This is a genomic window from Cytobacillus sp. MT66 (assembly GCF_058792595.1).
Map to the genome: position 1 here is coordinate 1 of NZ_JBXAFB010000019.1, position 15,589 is coordinate 15,589.

The 15,589-nt window shown below is 41.8% G+C and carries 14 protein-coding genes, 1 rRNA gene and 1 other annotated feature; all 15 genes read left to right on the forward strand.

Annotation, left to right across the window (positions count from 1 at the left end):
- Nucleotides 1-141: 141 nt before the first annotated feature.
- Nucleotides 142-258, forward strand: a 5S ribosomal RNA gene (gene rrf, locus AC1Q59_RS22080).
- A gap of 560 nt (nucleotides 259-818) precedes the next feature.
- On the forward strand, nucleotides 819-1,280 hold the full coding sequence (locus AC1Q59_RS22085) for a CtsR family transcriptional regulator (protein ID WP_492368097.1): 462 nt from the start codon (nucleotides 819-821) through the stop codon (nucleotides 1,278-1,280).
- A 25-nt stretch (nucleotides 1,281-1,305) separates the two neighbouring features.
- Nucleotides 1,306-1,848 carry a protein-arginine kinase activator protein McsA gene (mcsA, locus tag AC1Q59_RS22090; RefSeq protein WP_492368027.1) on the forward strand — a complete coding sequence of 181 codons (543 nt, stop codon included), beginning with the start codon at nucleotides 1,306-1,308 and terminating at the stop codon, nucleotides 1,846-1,848.
- A 1-nt stretch (nucleotide 1,849) separates the two neighbouring features.
- The gene (gene mcsB / locus AC1Q59_RS22095; protein ID WP_492368028.1) at nucleotides 1,850-2,929 is read left to right on the forward strand and encodes a protein-arginine kinase McsB; all 1,080 of its coding nucleotides are present in this window, start codon (nucleotides 1,850-1,852) and stop codon (nucleotides 2,927-2,929) included.
- A gap of 4 nt (nucleotides 2,930-2,933) precedes the next feature.
- On the forward strand, nucleotides 2,934-5,384 hold the full coding sequence (clpC, locus tag AC1Q59_RS22100) for an ATP-dependent protease ATP-binding subunit ClpC (RefSeq protein ID WP_492368029.1): 2,451 nt from the start codon (nucleotides 2,934-2,936) through the stop codon (nucleotides 5,382-5,384).
- A gap of 111 nt (nucleotides 5,385-5,495) precedes the next feature.
- Complete coding sequence (gene radA, locus AC1Q59_RS22105) at nucleotides 5,496-6,875, forward strand: DNA repair protein RadA (RefSeq protein ID WP_492368030.1); 1,380 nt, start codon at nucleotides 5,496-5,498, stop codon at nucleotides 6,873-6,875.
- A 3-nt stretch (nucleotides 6,876-6,878) separates the two neighbouring features.
- Nucleotides 6,879-7,952, forward strand: coding sequence for a DNA integrity scanning diadenylate cyclase DisA (disA, locus tag AC1Q59_RS22110; protein ID WP_492368031.1), 1,074 nt, complete (start codon nucleotides 6,879-6,881; stop codon nucleotides 7,950-7,952).
- Between the two features lie 186 nt (nucleotides 7,953-8,138).
- Complete coding sequence (locus AC1Q59_RS22115) at nucleotides 8,139-9,221, forward strand: PIN/TRAM domain-containing protein (RefSeq protein ID WP_492368032.1); 1,083 nt, start codon at nucleotides 8,139-8,141, stop codon at nucleotides 9,219-9,221.
- A gap of 30 nt (nucleotides 9,222-9,251) precedes the next feature.
- Complete coding sequence (gene ispD / locus AC1Q59_RS22120; RefSeq protein ID WP_492368033.1) at nucleotides 9,252-9,956, forward strand: 2-C-methyl-D-erythritol 4-phosphate cytidylyltransferase; 705 nt, start codon at nucleotides 9,252-9,254, stop codon at nucleotides 9,954-9,956.
- A 3-nt stretch (nucleotides 9,957-9,959) separates the two neighbouring features.
- Nucleotides 9,960-10,439, forward strand: a complete 480-nt coding sequence (gene ispF / locus AC1Q59_RS22125; protein ID WP_492368034.1) for a 2-C-methyl-D-erythritol 2,4-cyclodiphosphate synthase — start codon at nucleotides 9,960-9,962, stop codon at nucleotides 10,437-10,439.
- 80 nt (nucleotides 10,440-10,519) lie between these two features.
- A complete protein-coding gene (gltX, locus tag AC1Q59_RS22130; protein WP_492368035.1) occupies nucleotides 10,520-11,977 on the forward strand; it encodes a glutamate--tRNA ligase in 1,458 nt (485 codons plus the stop codon).
- Nucleotides 11,978-12,021: 44 nt separating this feature from the next.
- Nucleotides 12,022-12,251, forward strand: a binding site (T-box leader).
- Between the two features lie 112 nt (nucleotides 12,252-12,363).
- Nucleotides 12,364-13,014: a serine O-acetyltransferase gene (cysE, locus tag AC1Q59_RS22135; protein ID WP_492368036.1), complete on the forward strand. Its 651-nt coding sequence runs from the start codon at nucleotides 12,364-12,366 to the stop codon at nucleotides 13,012-13,014.
- A complete protein-coding gene (gene cysS, locus AC1Q59_RS22140) occupies nucleotides 13,014-14,417 on the forward strand; it encodes a cysteine--tRNA ligase (RefSeq protein WP_492368037.1) in 1,404 nt (467 codons plus the stop codon). The genes cysE and cysS overlap by 1 nt, the downstream gene beginning before the upstream one ends.
- A gap of 3 nt (nucleotides 14,418-14,420) precedes the next feature.
- The gene (locus AC1Q59_RS22145; RefSeq protein WP_492368038.1) at nucleotides 14,421-14,846 is read left to right on the forward strand and encodes a Mini-ribonuclease 3; all 426 of its coding nucleotides are present in this window, start codon (nucleotides 14,421-14,423) and stop codon (nucleotides 14,844-14,846) included.
- On the forward strand, nucleotides 14,843-15,589 hold the full coding sequence (gene rlmB / locus AC1Q59_RS22150; RefSeq protein ID WP_492368039.1) for a 23S rRNA (guanosine(2251)-2'-O)-methyltransferase RlmB: 747 nt from the start codon (nucleotides 14,843-14,845) through the stop codon (nucleotides 15,587-15,589). The genes AC1Q59_RS22145 and rlmB overlap by 4 nt, the downstream gene beginning before the upstream one ends.

The following is a 15,589-nucleotide window of genomic DNA, read 5'->3' on the forward strand; positions in this document are numbered from 1 at the left end:
CAGGTTGATAGGTCTGAGGTGGAAGCGTGGCGACACGTGGAGCTGACAGATACTAATCGATCGAGGACTTAACCAAATAGATTACTCATATTCTTCTTTCCATTATCTAGTTTTGAGGGAATGAACCTCAATTGTATATGGCTTGGTGGCGATAGCGAGAAGGTCACACCCGTTCCCATCCCGAACACGGAAGTTAAGCTTCTCAGCGCCAATGGTAGTTAGGGGCTGTCCCCTTGTGAGAGTAGGACGCTGCCAAGCAAAATGAAAGGACATCTGAAAAGATGTTCTTTTTTTGTGTTTATTTACGATCAATTGTTAAGCGCTATCGGACACAAACATGCTGAAAACTGGGGAAGGCATCTATGAGAGGCTTCCTCATGGACATTATCAGAGGGAAATCTCTCCGTGGTGTCCATTAGCAGTGGTCTCATGGACACCTCTCCCACAAAAACAGTGCGCATTGTCTATTAGAAGCGTTCTCATGGACATCACTCAATAAATCTACCCACAAACTATCCAATAAGGCCGGCCCCACGGACTTCACCCAATAAAAACCACCCACAAACCGTCGAATAAGGCCCGCCTTATGGACACCACTAATTAAAAAACCCTGCTAAATTGTCCATGGTACATGAAACCCATCAAAAATTTTCTAAACGTGCCCCATATCAAAAAAATAATACATTTACCGAATTGCATAAAACGGGTTTGGGAAGTTAAAAAAGAGGGAAAATTAGTAATGGCTGTTCGTTGCAAGAAAAATTGGAGTTATGTATAATTAAAGTCAAATATAGTCAAAGTCAGAGGGGGAGGGAATGGTGAGAAATATCTCAGATATCATAGAAAGTTACTTAAAAAAGGTATTAGAAATGAGTGAGCAGGAAATCGTTGAGATAAAGAGAAGCGAGATTGCCGATAAATTCCAATGTGTCCCTTCGCAAATTAATTATGTGATCAACACGCGTTTTACCATCGAGAAGGGATATACCGTGGAGAGCAAACGAGGCGGAGGCGGATACATTCGTATTATGAAGGTAAGAACCCGCGATGATGCTCATTTAGTCGACCAATTATTAAGCTTAATTAAAAGTCGCATAGCCCAGGGCAGTGCAGAGGATGTTATTTTTCGGCTGGTCGAAGAAGGAGTTATTACAGACAGAGAAGCGAAGATTATGTTAAGCGTTATTGACCGGTCAGTACTGTATATTGAACTCCCATACCGTGATGAACTCCGGGCACGGATGCTAAAGGCTATGCTGACAACCTTAAAATATAAATAGCAGCTTATGGCGGAGAGGTGAAATTATGATATGCCAAGAGTGCAATCAAAGACCCGCGACTCTTCATTTTACTAAAATTTTAAATGGAGAGAAGGCCGAGTACCATTTGTGCGAAAAGTGCGCTCAGGAAAAGGGCGATATGTTCATGCTAAGCGGGGCATCAGGATATTCCATTAACAACTTGTTGGCTGGACTGCTAAATATGGAGCCGGCTTTTCATAATAAAGCAAAAGAAGATCCTTTTCATCAGGAAGAGACTTTACAGTGTGATCAATGCTCGATGACATTTCAGCAATTCATTAAAGTGGGCAGGTTTGGATGCGCTAATTGCTATAAAACTTTCGAAGAGCAGCTGACACCAATATTAAGAAGACTTCATAGCGGTAATTCCGTGCATAATGGGAAAATACCAGAACGAATCGGCGGAAGCATGCATATTAAGAAAAATATTGAAGAGCTTAAACAAAACTTAAAGGAGCTCATCACTCTAGAGGAATTTGAAAAAGCCGCCGAAGTTAGAGATGAAATAAGAAGGCTGGAAGGCCAATTGAACGAAGGGGGAATGTAGCTTGTCGCTTGAACGTTTCCTCAGGTCTGCTATCAGCTCCTGGATGAGTGCAGATGGCCCAGATTCTGATATTATTTTAAGCTCGAGAATTCGGCTGGCCAGAAATATAAAGCAATATAGGTTCCCGACATTGTTTACAAACGAAGAAGCTCAATCCGTTATTGAGACCATTCAGGAAAGAGTGAAGAATGCCTCTTTTCCTAACCTTGGAAGATTAGAGCTTCTATTAATGGATCAATTACAGCCGCTGCAAAAAAGGGTTTTGATGGAAAAACATTTAATTAGTCCGCAGCTGGCGGAAAATTCTTCTTATGGGGCATGTGTTCTTTCCGAAAATGAGGAATTGAGCATTATGATCAATGAAGAGGATCATATTCGGATTCAATGCTTATTTCCGGGCTTTCAGCTAACAGAAGCACTGGAAATGGCCAATTATATAGATGACTGGCTGGAGGAGAAAGTAGATTATGCCTATGACGAGCATACTGGCTATTTGACCAGCTGCCCAACCAATGTTGGCACTGGATTAAGAGCTTCCGTCATGGTTCATCTTCCTGGCCTTGTTCTGACCCAGCAAATGAATCGCATTATTCCTGCTATTAACCAGCTTGGATTAGTTGTTAGAGGAATTTACGGGGAAGGCAGCGAAGCTTTAGGTAATATCTTTCAAGTTTCCAATCAGATTACCTTAGGCAAATCTGAAAAAGATATTGTGGAAGATTTAAAAAGTGTTGTCAGTCAGCTAATTTCACAAGAAAGATCTGCAAGGGAAGCATTAGCGAAAACTTCCAACATACAATTAGAAGACAGAGTCTTCCGTTCTTATGGGGTATTATCCAACTGCCGGATCATTGAATCTAAAGAGGCTGCAAGATGCCTTTCGGATGTTCGGCTTGGTATTGATATGAATTATATTAAAAATGTTTCTAAGAACATCTTAAATGAATTAATGATCTTAACTCAGCCAGGATTTCTGCAGCAGTATGCCGGCGGTCCTTTGCGTCCATACGAACGTGATATTCGCCGGGCTACGTTAATAAGGGAAAGATTGAAAATGGAGGATAAAGAGATAGGAGGATGAGATTATGATGTTCGGTCGTTTTACTGAAAGAGCTCAAAAGGTTTTAGCATTAGCACAGGAAGAAGCAGTTCGCCTGGGACATAATAACATTGGGACAGAACACATCTTATTAGGTCTTGTGCGAGAAGGAGAAGGCATTGCAGCAAAAGCTCTCTATGCTCTGGGCCTTGGCTCTGACAAGATTCAAAAAGAAGTGGAAAATCTGATTGGCAGAGGCCAGGATGCTTCTCAGACTCCTCATTATACGCCAAGGGCAAAAAAGGTCATTGAACTTTCGATGGATGAAGCAAGAAAATTAGGCCACTCCTATGTAGGCACCGAGCATATCCTATTGGGTCTTATCCGAGAAGGAGAGGGCGTTGCAGCACGTGTGCTTAACAACCTTGGAGTAAGCCTAAATAAAGCACGTCAGCAAGTACTTCAGCTTTTAGGAAGCAATGAAGCAGGGGGCCATCAGGGAGGTTCGTCTGCGAATGCAAACACCCCTACCCTTGATGGACTTGCACGAGATTTAACAGCTATCGCCAGAGAGGGAAGTCTTGATCCGGTTATTGGCAGGGCTAAGGAAATTCAGCGTGTGATTGAGGTGCTTAGCCGCCGGACAAAAAATAATCCTGTTTTAATCGGAGAGCCGGGTGTCGGTAAAACAGCTATTGCCGAAGGTCTTGCCCAGCAGATTATTAACAATGAAGTTCCAGAGACTCTTCGCGATAAGCGGGTGATGACGCTTGATATGGGTACAGTAGTTGCTGGTACGAAATATCGCGGCGAATTTGAAGACCGTCTGAAGAAGGTAATGGACGAAATCCGTCAGGCTGGCAATATCATTTTATTCATTGACGAACTGCATACATTAATTGGTGCCGGCGGTGCAGAGGGTGCAATTGACGCATCAAATATCTTAAAGCCGTCCCTTGCCCGTGGAGAACTTCAATGTATCGGGGCTACTACTCTTGATGAATACCGAAAATATATTGAAAAAGATGCAGCACTTGAGAGACGCTTCCAGCCTATTATGGTTGATGAACCGACAGCGGAGGAATCGATTCAAATTTTAGAGGGATTAAGAGACCGCTATGAAGCTCATCACCGAGTGACAATAACGGATGAGGCAATCGATGCGGCTGTGAAATTATCTGACCGTTATATCTCAGACCGTTTCCTTCCAGATAAAGCGATTGACCTGATTGATGAAGCAGGATCAAAGGTGCGCTTGCGTTCCTATACGACACCTCCAAATTTAAAAGAATTAGAGATCAAGCTGGAGGATGTAAGAAAAGAAAAGGATGCTGCGGTGCAAAGCCAGGAGTTTGAAAAGGCTGCTTCACTCCGTGATAATGAACAGCGTCTTCGCGAACAGCTTGAGGAGACAAAGAAATCCTGGAAAGAAAAGCAAGGTAAAGAAAACAGTGAAGTAACTGTTGATGATATTGCCAGTGTCGTATCCAGCTGGACGGGTATCCCAGTTTCAAAACTGGCAGAAACAGAAACACAGAAGCTCTTAAAATTGGAAGAGGTTTTACACTCCAGAGTAATTGGGCAAGAAGAGGCTGTCAAAGCCATTTCTAAGGCAGTACGGCGTGCACGTGCAGGTCTAAAGGATCCTAAGCGCCCAATTGGCTCCTTTATTTTCCTTGGACCTACTGGTGTTGGTAAAACAGAGCTTGCCCGTGCATTAGCAGAAGCCATGTTCGGCGATGAGGATGCAATGATCCGCATTGACATGTCAGAGTATATGGAGAAGCATTCAACCTCAAGGCTTGTTGGCTCCCCTCCAGGATATGTCGGCTATGAGGAAGGCGGCCAATTAACAGAAAAAGTACGCAGAAAGCCGTATTCCGTTGTCCTTTTAGATGAAATTGAAAAGGCCCATCCAGATGTATTTAATATCCTTCTGCAAGTGCTTGAGGATGGACGTTTAACAGATTCTAAAGGGAGAACTGTTGATTTCCGCAATACCGTGCTCATTATGACTTCAAACGTTGGTGCTGAGGCTCTTAGAAGAAATAAATATGTTGGATTTAATATTCAGGATGGTGAATTTGAATACAAGGACATGAAAGGAAAAGTGATGGAAGAGCTTAAAAAGGCATTCCGTCCAGAATTCCTTAACCGTATTGATGAAATTATTGTCTTCCACGCATTAGAAAAGCAGCATTTACAGAACATCGTTACACTTATGTCCAATGAGTTAATATCAAGACTAAAAGAACAAGATATCATTTTAGATATTACAGAAGCTGCAAAGGAAAAGATTTCCGCAGAAGGCTATGATCCGGAATACGGAGCAAGGCCTTTGCGCAGAGCCATTCAAAAGCATATTGAGGATCGTTTATCTGAGGAGCTTTTAAAAGGAACAATTGCACGGGGGCAAAATGTAGTTGTTGATTTTCGTGATGGGGACTTTGTTGTGGAAGCCAAAAAGGAAAATCTGGCTGAAACCTTGCAAAAGTAATTTCATCAAGAATTGAAAAGATTAAGAAGGTACATGTGAGAGCGCGTGTACCTTCTTTTAACATTATTTTGCCTATTAGATGACAAACGAAGGACAGGAAGAGGAAATAGAATGGCAAAAAGAAAAACTAAGTTTATATGTCAGGAATGCGGATATGAATCTCCTAAATGGATGGGGAAATGTCCAGGGTGTGGACAATGGAATAAAATGGTTGAAGAGGTCGAAAAGACTTCTGTCTCACGCAGAGGAGCATTTGCTCATTCTGAAGGGACAGCTGTCCTTGCTAAGGCCACTCCTATTACCTCTATTGAGACAGTAACAGAACCGCGGATATATACCGATTTAGCTGAACTAAACCGTGTGCTAGGCGGAGGAGTTGTCAAAGGGTCTTTAGTGCTGATTGGCGGTGACCCGGGTATTGGAAAGTCGACCCTGCTGCTGCAGGTATCTTCGCAATTGGCGAAAAAAAGCCATTCTGTTTTATACATATCTGGTGAAGAGTCCATGCGGCAAACAAAATTAAGGGCTGACCGTCTGGGCATTTCTTCAGAAAACTTGTTTGTTTACTCCGAAACCAGCCTGGAAGAGATTAGCAGGACAATTGACAGCACAAGCCCTGAATTTGTCATTGTCGACTCCATTCAAACTATATTCCACCCTGAAGTCACTTCAGCCCCCGGCAGTGTCTCACAGGTAAGGGAATGTACGGCAGAGCTTATGAGAATAGGAAAAACAAAAGGCATTGCTATTTTTATTGTTGGGCATGTTACAAAGGAGGGCTCTATTGCGGGGCCTAGATTATTAGAGCATATGGTGGATACAGTATTATATTTTGAAGGAGAGCGCCACCATACCTATCGAATTTTAAGAGCAGTAAAAAATAGATTTGGCTCTACCAATGAAATGGGTATTTTTGAAATGAAGGAGTTTGGGCTTGAAGAGGTAAAAAACCCGTCAGAAATTTTCCTTGAAGAAAGATCACAGGGAGCAGCAGGTTCTACAGTGGTTGCCTCAATGGAAGGAACACGTCCAGTGCTTGTCGAAATTCAAGCGCTTATTTCCCCATCGAGCTTTGGAAACCCAAGAAGAATGGCAACAGGGGTAGATCACAATCGTGTGCCGCTCTTGATGGCGGTCCTGGAGAAACGGGCAGGGATGCTCTTGCAGAATCAGGATGCCTATTTAAAAGTTGCGGGAGGAGTAAAGCTTGATGAACCTGCCATAGATTTAGCGATCGCTATCAGTATTGCTTCAAGCTTTCGAGATAAGCCGACTAGGCCAACGGACTGTGTGATCGGTGAGGTTGGTTTGACAGGCGAGATCAGAAGAGTATCCAGAATTGAACAGCGTATTCAGGAGGCAGCTAAGCTTGGCTTTGAGAGAGTTATCCTGCCGGCTAATAATTTAGGAGGCTGGCATGCACCAAAGGGAATTGAACTTGTTGGAGTTAGTTCTGTTAATGAAGCATTAAAAGCGGCATTAGGAGGATAAAGCATGGAAAATAAAAAGCTTGGTGAAAAATCAATGAGTGAAATTCTTCAATTTATGGCTCCGGGCACGCCAATCAGAGAGGGAATCGATAATGTCCTGCGTGCCAAAACAGGCGGCCTAATTGTACTTGGAAGCAATGATAAAATGTTACAGATCGTGGACGGAGGCTTTCAGATTAATGCACCGTTTACACCAAGCTATTTATACGAGTTAGCGAAAATGGATGGGGCCATCATTTTAAACGAGGAAGGAAACGAAATTGTTATTGCAAATGCTCAGCTGGCTCCAGATCCCTCTATTCCTTCAAGTGAGACAGGAATGAGACACAGGACAGCAGAAAGAACGGCAAAGCAAACCGGTTCGCTGGTGATAGCCATCTCTCAGAGGCGAAATGTGATTACCCTGTATAAGGGGCACTCTCGCTATGCGCTAAGGGACATCGCTGTCATACTGACAAAAGCGAATGTCGCTTTGCAGACGCTGGAAAAATACAAGATTGTTTTGGAGGAGAGCATTACAAATTTAAGCATCCTTGAGTTTGAGGAGATTGTCACTTATTGTGATATCGTCAATGTCTTTCACAGCGTGGAAATGGTGCTGAGAATAAAGAATGAGCTTCTTGCCCATTTAAGCGAATTAGGAGTCGAAGGCCGGCTTATCCGTTTGCAGATGAATGAGCTTCTATTGGATATAGAGCGTGAGGTTGAATTGATTATTAAGGATTATGCCAGCGATAATGAGGTGGATGCAAAGGGGACTTTTGAGCGCCTTCAAGAATTATCTATCGGGAAAATGCTGGACGACAATGTTATTTTAAAGCTGTTGGGCTACAGCGGCTATGTTCATATGGATGAGTACAGGTGTCCAAAAGGATATCGGATGCTGTCGAAGATCCCGCGGCTTCCTGTTATTATTATTGAAAACCTTATTGGCAAATTTGGCGACCTCCCGGCAATTTTGGCAGGTTCAGTTGAAGCGCTGGATGAAGTAGAGGGAATTGGCGAGGTTAGGGCCAAGAAGATTAAGGACGGTCTGGATCTAATCAAAAAGCAGCTTTTTACCGACCGCAGACTCTGAGAGATTATTGAACTATAAAACAGGATATGCTAAAATAAGGAATTTATTTGACAGTCTATAAACGATGGTGCTAACCTAAGGCTGTAGTTGAGTTATGCTGATATAATGGATGTTTTATGGAAATTAAAGGTTCATTAGGTTTCAATTTGAAAAAACTGTTTATAATGAATAAAAGGAGGTGAAGGAATGTTAAAACGTATTGTTCAAGCATGCTTCATTATCATTGGAGTCACGCTTGGGATCTTTTTAATTCCTGATTTATTAAGGCTAATATCTATGGATGATGTGAAACTTCTTAATAATCCTTACATGTCCGCTCTTTTAGGTGCTATTATTTTTTATCTTATTTCTTTTTGGGCAGTTGACCATGTTGTCAATTTTGTAAAATGGGTGGAGGAGTCCCTGGTTAAAATCCCAATCACCGATATTATCTTTGGAAGTGTAGGATTAGCATTTGGTTTAATTATCGCTTTTCTAGTCGGCTATGCGCTCAATGCCATCGAAGTCCCTATCCTGAACACTGTAGCGCCAATCGTATTAACCCTGTTATTTGGCTATTTAGGATTTCAGGTCGGGTTTAAAAAGAGAGATGAGCTGTTATCGTTATTTTCAAATAAAAAGAAAAAAACAAATGAAGAAGAAATGGAGATTCCTCCAAAAAATGATTTAAAAATACTCGATACAAGCGTCATTATCGATGGAAGAATTGCTGACATTTGCCAAACGGGCTTTCTGGAAGGAACAATCGTGATTCCGCAGTTTGTCTTAGAGGAACTGCAGCATATTGCTGATTCCTCAGATGTTCTCAAAAGAAATAGAGGACGAAGAGGTTTAGATATTTTAAACAGAATCCAAAAGGAACTATCGGTAAAGGTAGAAATCTATGAAGGGGATTTTGAAGAAATCCAAGAAGTTGACAGCAAGCTTGTCAAGCTGGCGAAAATAACCGGCGGCATGGTAGTAACCAATGACTTTAATTTAAACAAAGTTTGTGAGTTTCAAGGTGTATCTGTTCTAAATATTAATGACCTGGCTAACGCAGTGAAACCAGTGGTCCTTCCTGGAGAAGAGATGAAGGTCCAAGTAATCAAGGATGGGAAGGAACAAAATCAAGGCATCGCCTATCTTGATGATGGTACAATGATTGTAGTTGAGGATGGCCGGGATTATATTGGCAAAAATATTGATGTGCTTGTAACCAGTGTTCTGCAGACATCTGCAGGCCGCATGATTTTTGCCAAGCCAAAACTATTAGAAAAAGCATTGTAAGCTGCTTTAAGGAGATTGGAGTTTGTATCTATGGCTTATCAAGTCATTTTACCGGCTGCCGGACAGGGGAAAAGGATGGGCGCCGGAAAAAACAAGATTTTACTTGAAATGAATCATATACCTGTTTTTATTCATACATTAAATATCTTTGAAACAGATGATGAGTGCCAGGGAATTTACCTTGCCATTAATCCGGATGATGAAGCTGAGGTGAAGAAATTAATCAGCCAATATCATATCCGGAAAGTCCAGGCCTTGATATACGGGGGAACGGAAAGACAATACAGCATTTTCAATGCGCTGAAATGTGTAAAGCCGCAAGGGGTTATTCTAGTTCATGATGCTGCCCGCCCTTTTGTTGACCAAGGACAAATTCATTCTCTTACAGATGCTGCTGATGAAACCGGAGCTGCCATATTGGCCGTTCCGGTTAAGGATACAGTAAAAAGGGCTGAAGGGAATATGGTTGCCGAAACAGTTGAGCGTTCAAGCTTGTGGGCTGTGCAAACCCCACAGGCTTTTCGTTTTTCTCTCTTGCTTGATGCCTACCAGAAGGCTGAAAGAGATTCCTATCTTGGCACAGACGATTCCAGTTTAGTGGAGCGGCTTGGTCATAAGGTGGTTATCGTGGAAGGAAACTATGACAATATAAAATTAACCACTCCGGAGGATTTATATTTTGCGGAGGCTATTATGTGTAAAAGAAAAGAACAGATTAAACAAAAAGGGGACTAAAAAATGTTTCGAATTGGACAAGGCTTTGATGTACATCAATTAACAGAAGGACGCCCCATGATTATTGGCGGTATTCACATTCCGCATGAAAAGGGCTTGGCAGGTCATTCAGATGCTGATGTTCTGCTGCATACGATTACGGATGCCTGTCTAGGGGCTATTGGTGAAGGAGACATTGGCAAGCATTTTCCTGACACAGATCCTGCCTTTAAAGATGCTGATTCAGCAAAATTACTTGAACTTGTTTGGGAACTGGTGAAAAAGAGAGGGTACGAGCTTGTTAATGCCGATTGCACCATTATTGCGCAAAAGCCAAAAATGGCGCCATACATAGATCAAATGAAAGAAAGAATTGCTGAAATATTAGAGACAGATATAGAAAGAATTAATGTAAAAGCCACTACTACAGAAAAGCTTGGATTTACTGGAAGAGGAGAGGGAATTGCATCACAGGCTGTTGTGCTGCTGCAAAAAAGCAAATAACCCTGATTTATAGATGTTTTCCCCTCACGCGGGTGATACAATATAGGACGGATAAGAGAAAATGAGGAGGCAAAAATTTTATGTCAAATGATATTCGCGTGCGCTATGCCCCGAGTCCAACTGGACATTTACATATCGGTAATGCCCGTACAGCGTTATTTAACTACTTATATGCAAGAAATAATGGCGGAAAGTTTATTATCCGCATTGAGGATACGGATAAAAAGCGCAATATTGCCGGCGGAGAAGAAAGCCAGCTGAAATATTTAACATGGCTTGGCATTGATTGGGATGAAAGCGTCGATAAGGATGGCGGCTTCGGGCCATACCGCCAGTCTGAAAGAAACGATATTTACGAGAAGTTTTACAAAGAGCTAATGGAAAAGGGACATGCCTATAAATGCTATTGTACGGAAGAAGAGCTTGAAGCTGACAGGGAAGCTCAGATGGCAAAAGGAGAAACCCCAATCTATTCCGGCCGCTGCCGCCATTTAACACCGGAGGATCAAGTGAAGCTTGAGGCAGAAGGAAGACAGCCTAGCATCCGTTTTGCTGTGCCTAAGGGCAAAGTGTATTCTTTCAATGATATGGTAAAAGGAGAAGTTTCTTTTGAATCAGATGGCATTGGCGATCATGTTATTGTGAAAAAGGATGGAACGCCAACCTATAATTTTGCTGTAACCATTGATGATCATTTGATGGAAATCTCTCATGTTTTAAGAGGGGACGATCATATTTCAAACACGCCAAAGCAATTAATGATCTATGATGCATTAGGCTGGGAGCCCCCAATCTTTGGCCATATGACCCTAATTGTTAATGAAAGCCGCAAAAAACTGAGCAAACGGGATGAATCAATTATTCAATTTATAGAACAATATGAAGAGCTTGGCTTTCTGCCTGAAGCCCTCTTTAACTTTATCGCTTTGCTAGGCTGGTCACCGTCTGGCGAAGAAGAGATATACTCTAAGGATGAGTTTATCCAAATTTTTGATGCAAACCGTCTATCTAAATCGCCTGCTTTATTTGATAAGCAGAAGCTAACCTGGATGAACAACCAGTATATGAAAAAAATTGACATAGACAGATTAGTGAATATTTCCCTTCCGCATCTTGTGAAGGCCGGCCGCGTTAAAGAAGATATGACGGAAGAAGAAACAAAGTGGGTAACAAGCCTAATTGCCTTATACCAGGAAAAAATGAGCTTTGGTGCTGAAATTGTAGACCTTTCTGAGATTTTCTTTAAAGAGGAATTAGCTTTTGAAGAAGAGGCAAAGGCGATTCTTGAAGAGGAGCAGGTACCTGAAGTTCTATCTGCCTTCCTAAATGAAATTGATAGTCTTAGCGAATTTAAGGCAGATGAAATTAAAGCAGCCATGAAGACTGTGCAGAAATCAACTGGCCATAAGGGCAAGAAACTCTTTATGCCAATTCGTGCAGCCATTACAGGACAAACACATGGGCCGGATCTTCCTCAGACCATTGAGCTTTTTGGAAAAGAAAAAGTAAAAAATCGATTATCAAACATTTTAGGTTAACATCTTAGCTAAAATGTAATATATTATTAAGTAATCATATAATATCCAAAGTGTTGAAGAGGAAAAGTAGGATCAATGATGCTTATTAGAGAGAACCATCACCGGCTGAAAGTGGTTTAGGCCTCTCATAGTTCTGAAGTGCCCCTCTGAGCCTTATTTCGAACAATGTTTTGTCATCATAGTAGAAATAAGCGGATGCCTGCCGTTACAAGGTTTAAGTTGGGGCATATTTATTGCCTAAACAGAGTGGAACCGCGCTTTTAGCGTCTCTGTCATGATGACAGAGGCGCTTTTTTTATTGTGGGAAAACGTTAGGAAATAAGCTATTTCCCAGAAAATATTATTTAGGAAAAACTTCAAGTGATACAAGAGGAGGGCTGAAAAGGATGTTTAAAAGAATGAAAGAAGATATCGATGTGGTATTTGAGCAGGATCCCGCGGCTAGAAGCTATTTGGAAGTAATATTAACTTACTCAGGATTGCATGCTATCTGGGCTCACCGAGTGGCACATTTCTTTTTTAAGAAAAGGTTATTCTTTATAGCAAGAGCAGTTTCGCAAATAAGCCGATTCTTTACAGGCATTGAAATCCACCCCGGAGCAAAAATAGGGAGGCGGTTTTTCATTGACCACGGAATGGGTGTTGTGATTGGCGAAACCTGTGAAATTGGCGATAATGTAACAGTTTATCAAGGTGTTACGCTAGGAGGAACAGGGAAAGAAAAGGGAAAGCGGCATCCGACCATTATGGATAATGCCTTAATTGCGACAGGAGCAAAAGTGCTGGGGTCGATAACAATTGGGGAAAATTCGAAGATAGGAGCGGGTTCGGTTGTTCTTCATGAAGTGCCGCCAAACTCTACAGTTGTGGGTATACCAGGAAAGGTGAAAATCCGGGATGGCATGAAAATCAGCAAGGATTTAAACCACTCAGACCTTCCAGATCCAATTGCCGACCGGTTAAAGGAACTGCAGAATGAAATCGATACTTTGAAAAAAGAAATGGAATTTTTGAAGAGAGAAAGGAGCCAGGTTTAATGGCTATACAGCTTTATAATACCCTGACAAGAAAAAAAGAGCCTTTTATTCCTTTGGAAGAAGGAAAGGTGAAAATGTATGTTTGCGGACCAACTGTCTATAATTATATTCATATAGGGAACGCCCGTCCGGCAATTGTTTTTGACACCGTAAGAAGATACCTTGAATACCGCGGCTATGATGTAAATTACATTTCTAACTTCACAGATGTCGACGATAAATTAATTCGTGCGGCTAATGAATTAGGCGAGGAAGTACCTGTTATCGCTGACCGGTTTATTGAAGCTTATTTTTCTGATGTTTCAGCTCTTGGATGCAAAAAGGCAGATGTCCATCCGAGAGTAACAGAAAATATGGATATTATTATCGATTTTATTCAGGCTTTAATCGATAAAGGATTTGCTTATGAATCTGAGGGAGATGTGTATTACCATACGCGAAAGTTTGATGAATACGGAAAGCTTTCACATCAGTCCATTGATGAGCTGAAATCCGGTGCGCGAATCGCTGTAGGAGAAAAGAAAAATGATGCTCTTGATTTTGCCCTTTGGAAGGCAGCAAAGGAAGGCGAAATTTATTGGGATAGCCCATGGGGCAAAGGAAGACCGGGATGGCACATCGAGTGCTCAGCCATGGCTAGAAAATATTTAGGGGATACCATTGATATTCATGCAGGGGGACAGGATTTGACCTTCCCGCACCATGAGAATGAAATCGCCCAATCGGAAGCGGTAACCGGCAAAACTTTTGCCCGCTATTGGATGCATAATGGATACATTAATATTGATAACGAAAAAATGTCTAAATCCCTTGGCAATTTTGTCCTGGTTCATGACATTATCAAAACATATGATCCCCAAATGATCAGATTCTTTATGCTTTCTGTGCACTACCGCAATCCGATCAATTATAGCGAGGAAATTTTAGAAGATACTCGTGCGGGTTTAGAGCGGATTAAAACGTCGTACCACAATCTGAACCACCGTAAGCAGACAAGTGCCAATTTAACAGATAATAATGGGGAATGGATTGAAAATTTATCTGCCCTTCATGAGGAATTTATTAAGGCCATGGATGACGATTTCAATACAGCCAATGGCATATCTGTCCTATTTGAGCTTTCAAAATTGGCCAATCTTTATTTGCGGGAGAAAAATACATCTGTTGGAGTCATTGAGGCTCTTACAAAGGAATTTGAGGAACTTTTCCAGGTGCTTGGACTTTCGCTTGATGAGGAAAAGGGCGAATTGCTTGATGAGGAAATTGAACAGCTTATTCAGCAGCGTATACAAGCTCGTAAGGACCGCAATTTTCAATTGGCAGATGAAATCCGTGACAAGCTAAAAGATATGAACATTATCCTTGAGGACACACCGCAAGGCACGAGATGGAAAAGAGGATAAAGGATGCTTCATTATAAGAACAAAATAGATGAAAAACAATTAAATAGCCTCGCCCTTGCTTATATGGGCGATGCTGTTTTTGAAATCTATGTACGCAGACATCTGATACAGCAGGGGCGCGTCCGCCCCCATTTTTTGCACAAAGAAGCGACCCATTATGTTTCAGCCAAAGCGCAGTCCCAGATCATTCATAAGATGCTTGATTCACAAATGCTGACTGAAGAAGAGACAGCCGTTGTGAAAAGAGGCAGAAATGCAAAATCCGGTACAGTGCCGAAAAATACTGATGTTCAAACATACAGATACAGCACAGCTTTTGAATCGCTTCTAGGCTATCTCTACTTGGCTGGGAAGCAGGAACGGCTTGAAGAAATTATTTTGGAAAGTTTTCGGATGACAGAAGAGAAGGAAGGAGGAGGTTTGTCATGAGTCAGGATATTATTGTTGGGAAAAATCCTGTAATCGAGGCATTGAAGTCAGGCAGGGACATTAACAAAATTCTTATTGCAGAAGGATCCCAAGGAGGCCAAATGCAGCAGGTGATTGGCTTAGCTAAATCATCAGGTGTATTTGTTCAGTTTGTACCGAAGAAAAAACTGGATCAGCTTGCTGAGGGACAAGCCCATCAGGGTGTAGCAGCACAGGTTGCAGCTTATCAATATGCAGAATTGGACGATTTATTCGAAGCAGCAGAAAAGAAAAATCAAGCTCCTTTCTTCCTTTTGCTCGATGAAATTGAAGATCCGCATAATTTAGGATCGATTATGAGAACAGCAGATGCTGTGGGAGCTCACGGCATCATTATTCCAAAGAGAAGAGCTGTCGGTCTTACGGCTACTGTAGCAAAGGCATCAACAGGGGCCATTGAGCATATTCCTGTTGTCCGTGTAACAAATATGGCAAGAACCATTGATGAATTAAAAGAACAAGGCGTCTGGATTGCTGGTACCGATGCATCGGGAGATCAGGATTATCGTCAGTTTGATGGTACCCTTCCACTAGGCTTAGTCATTGGCAGTGAAGGAAAAGGAATGGGGCGTTTAATCAGGGATAAGTGTGATTTTCTCATTCAACTGCCTATGTCTGGTCATGTTACATCTTTAAATGCATCTGTAGCTGCTGCTCTTCTTATGTATGAGGTTTATCGCAAAAGACACCCTCTTGAGGGATAA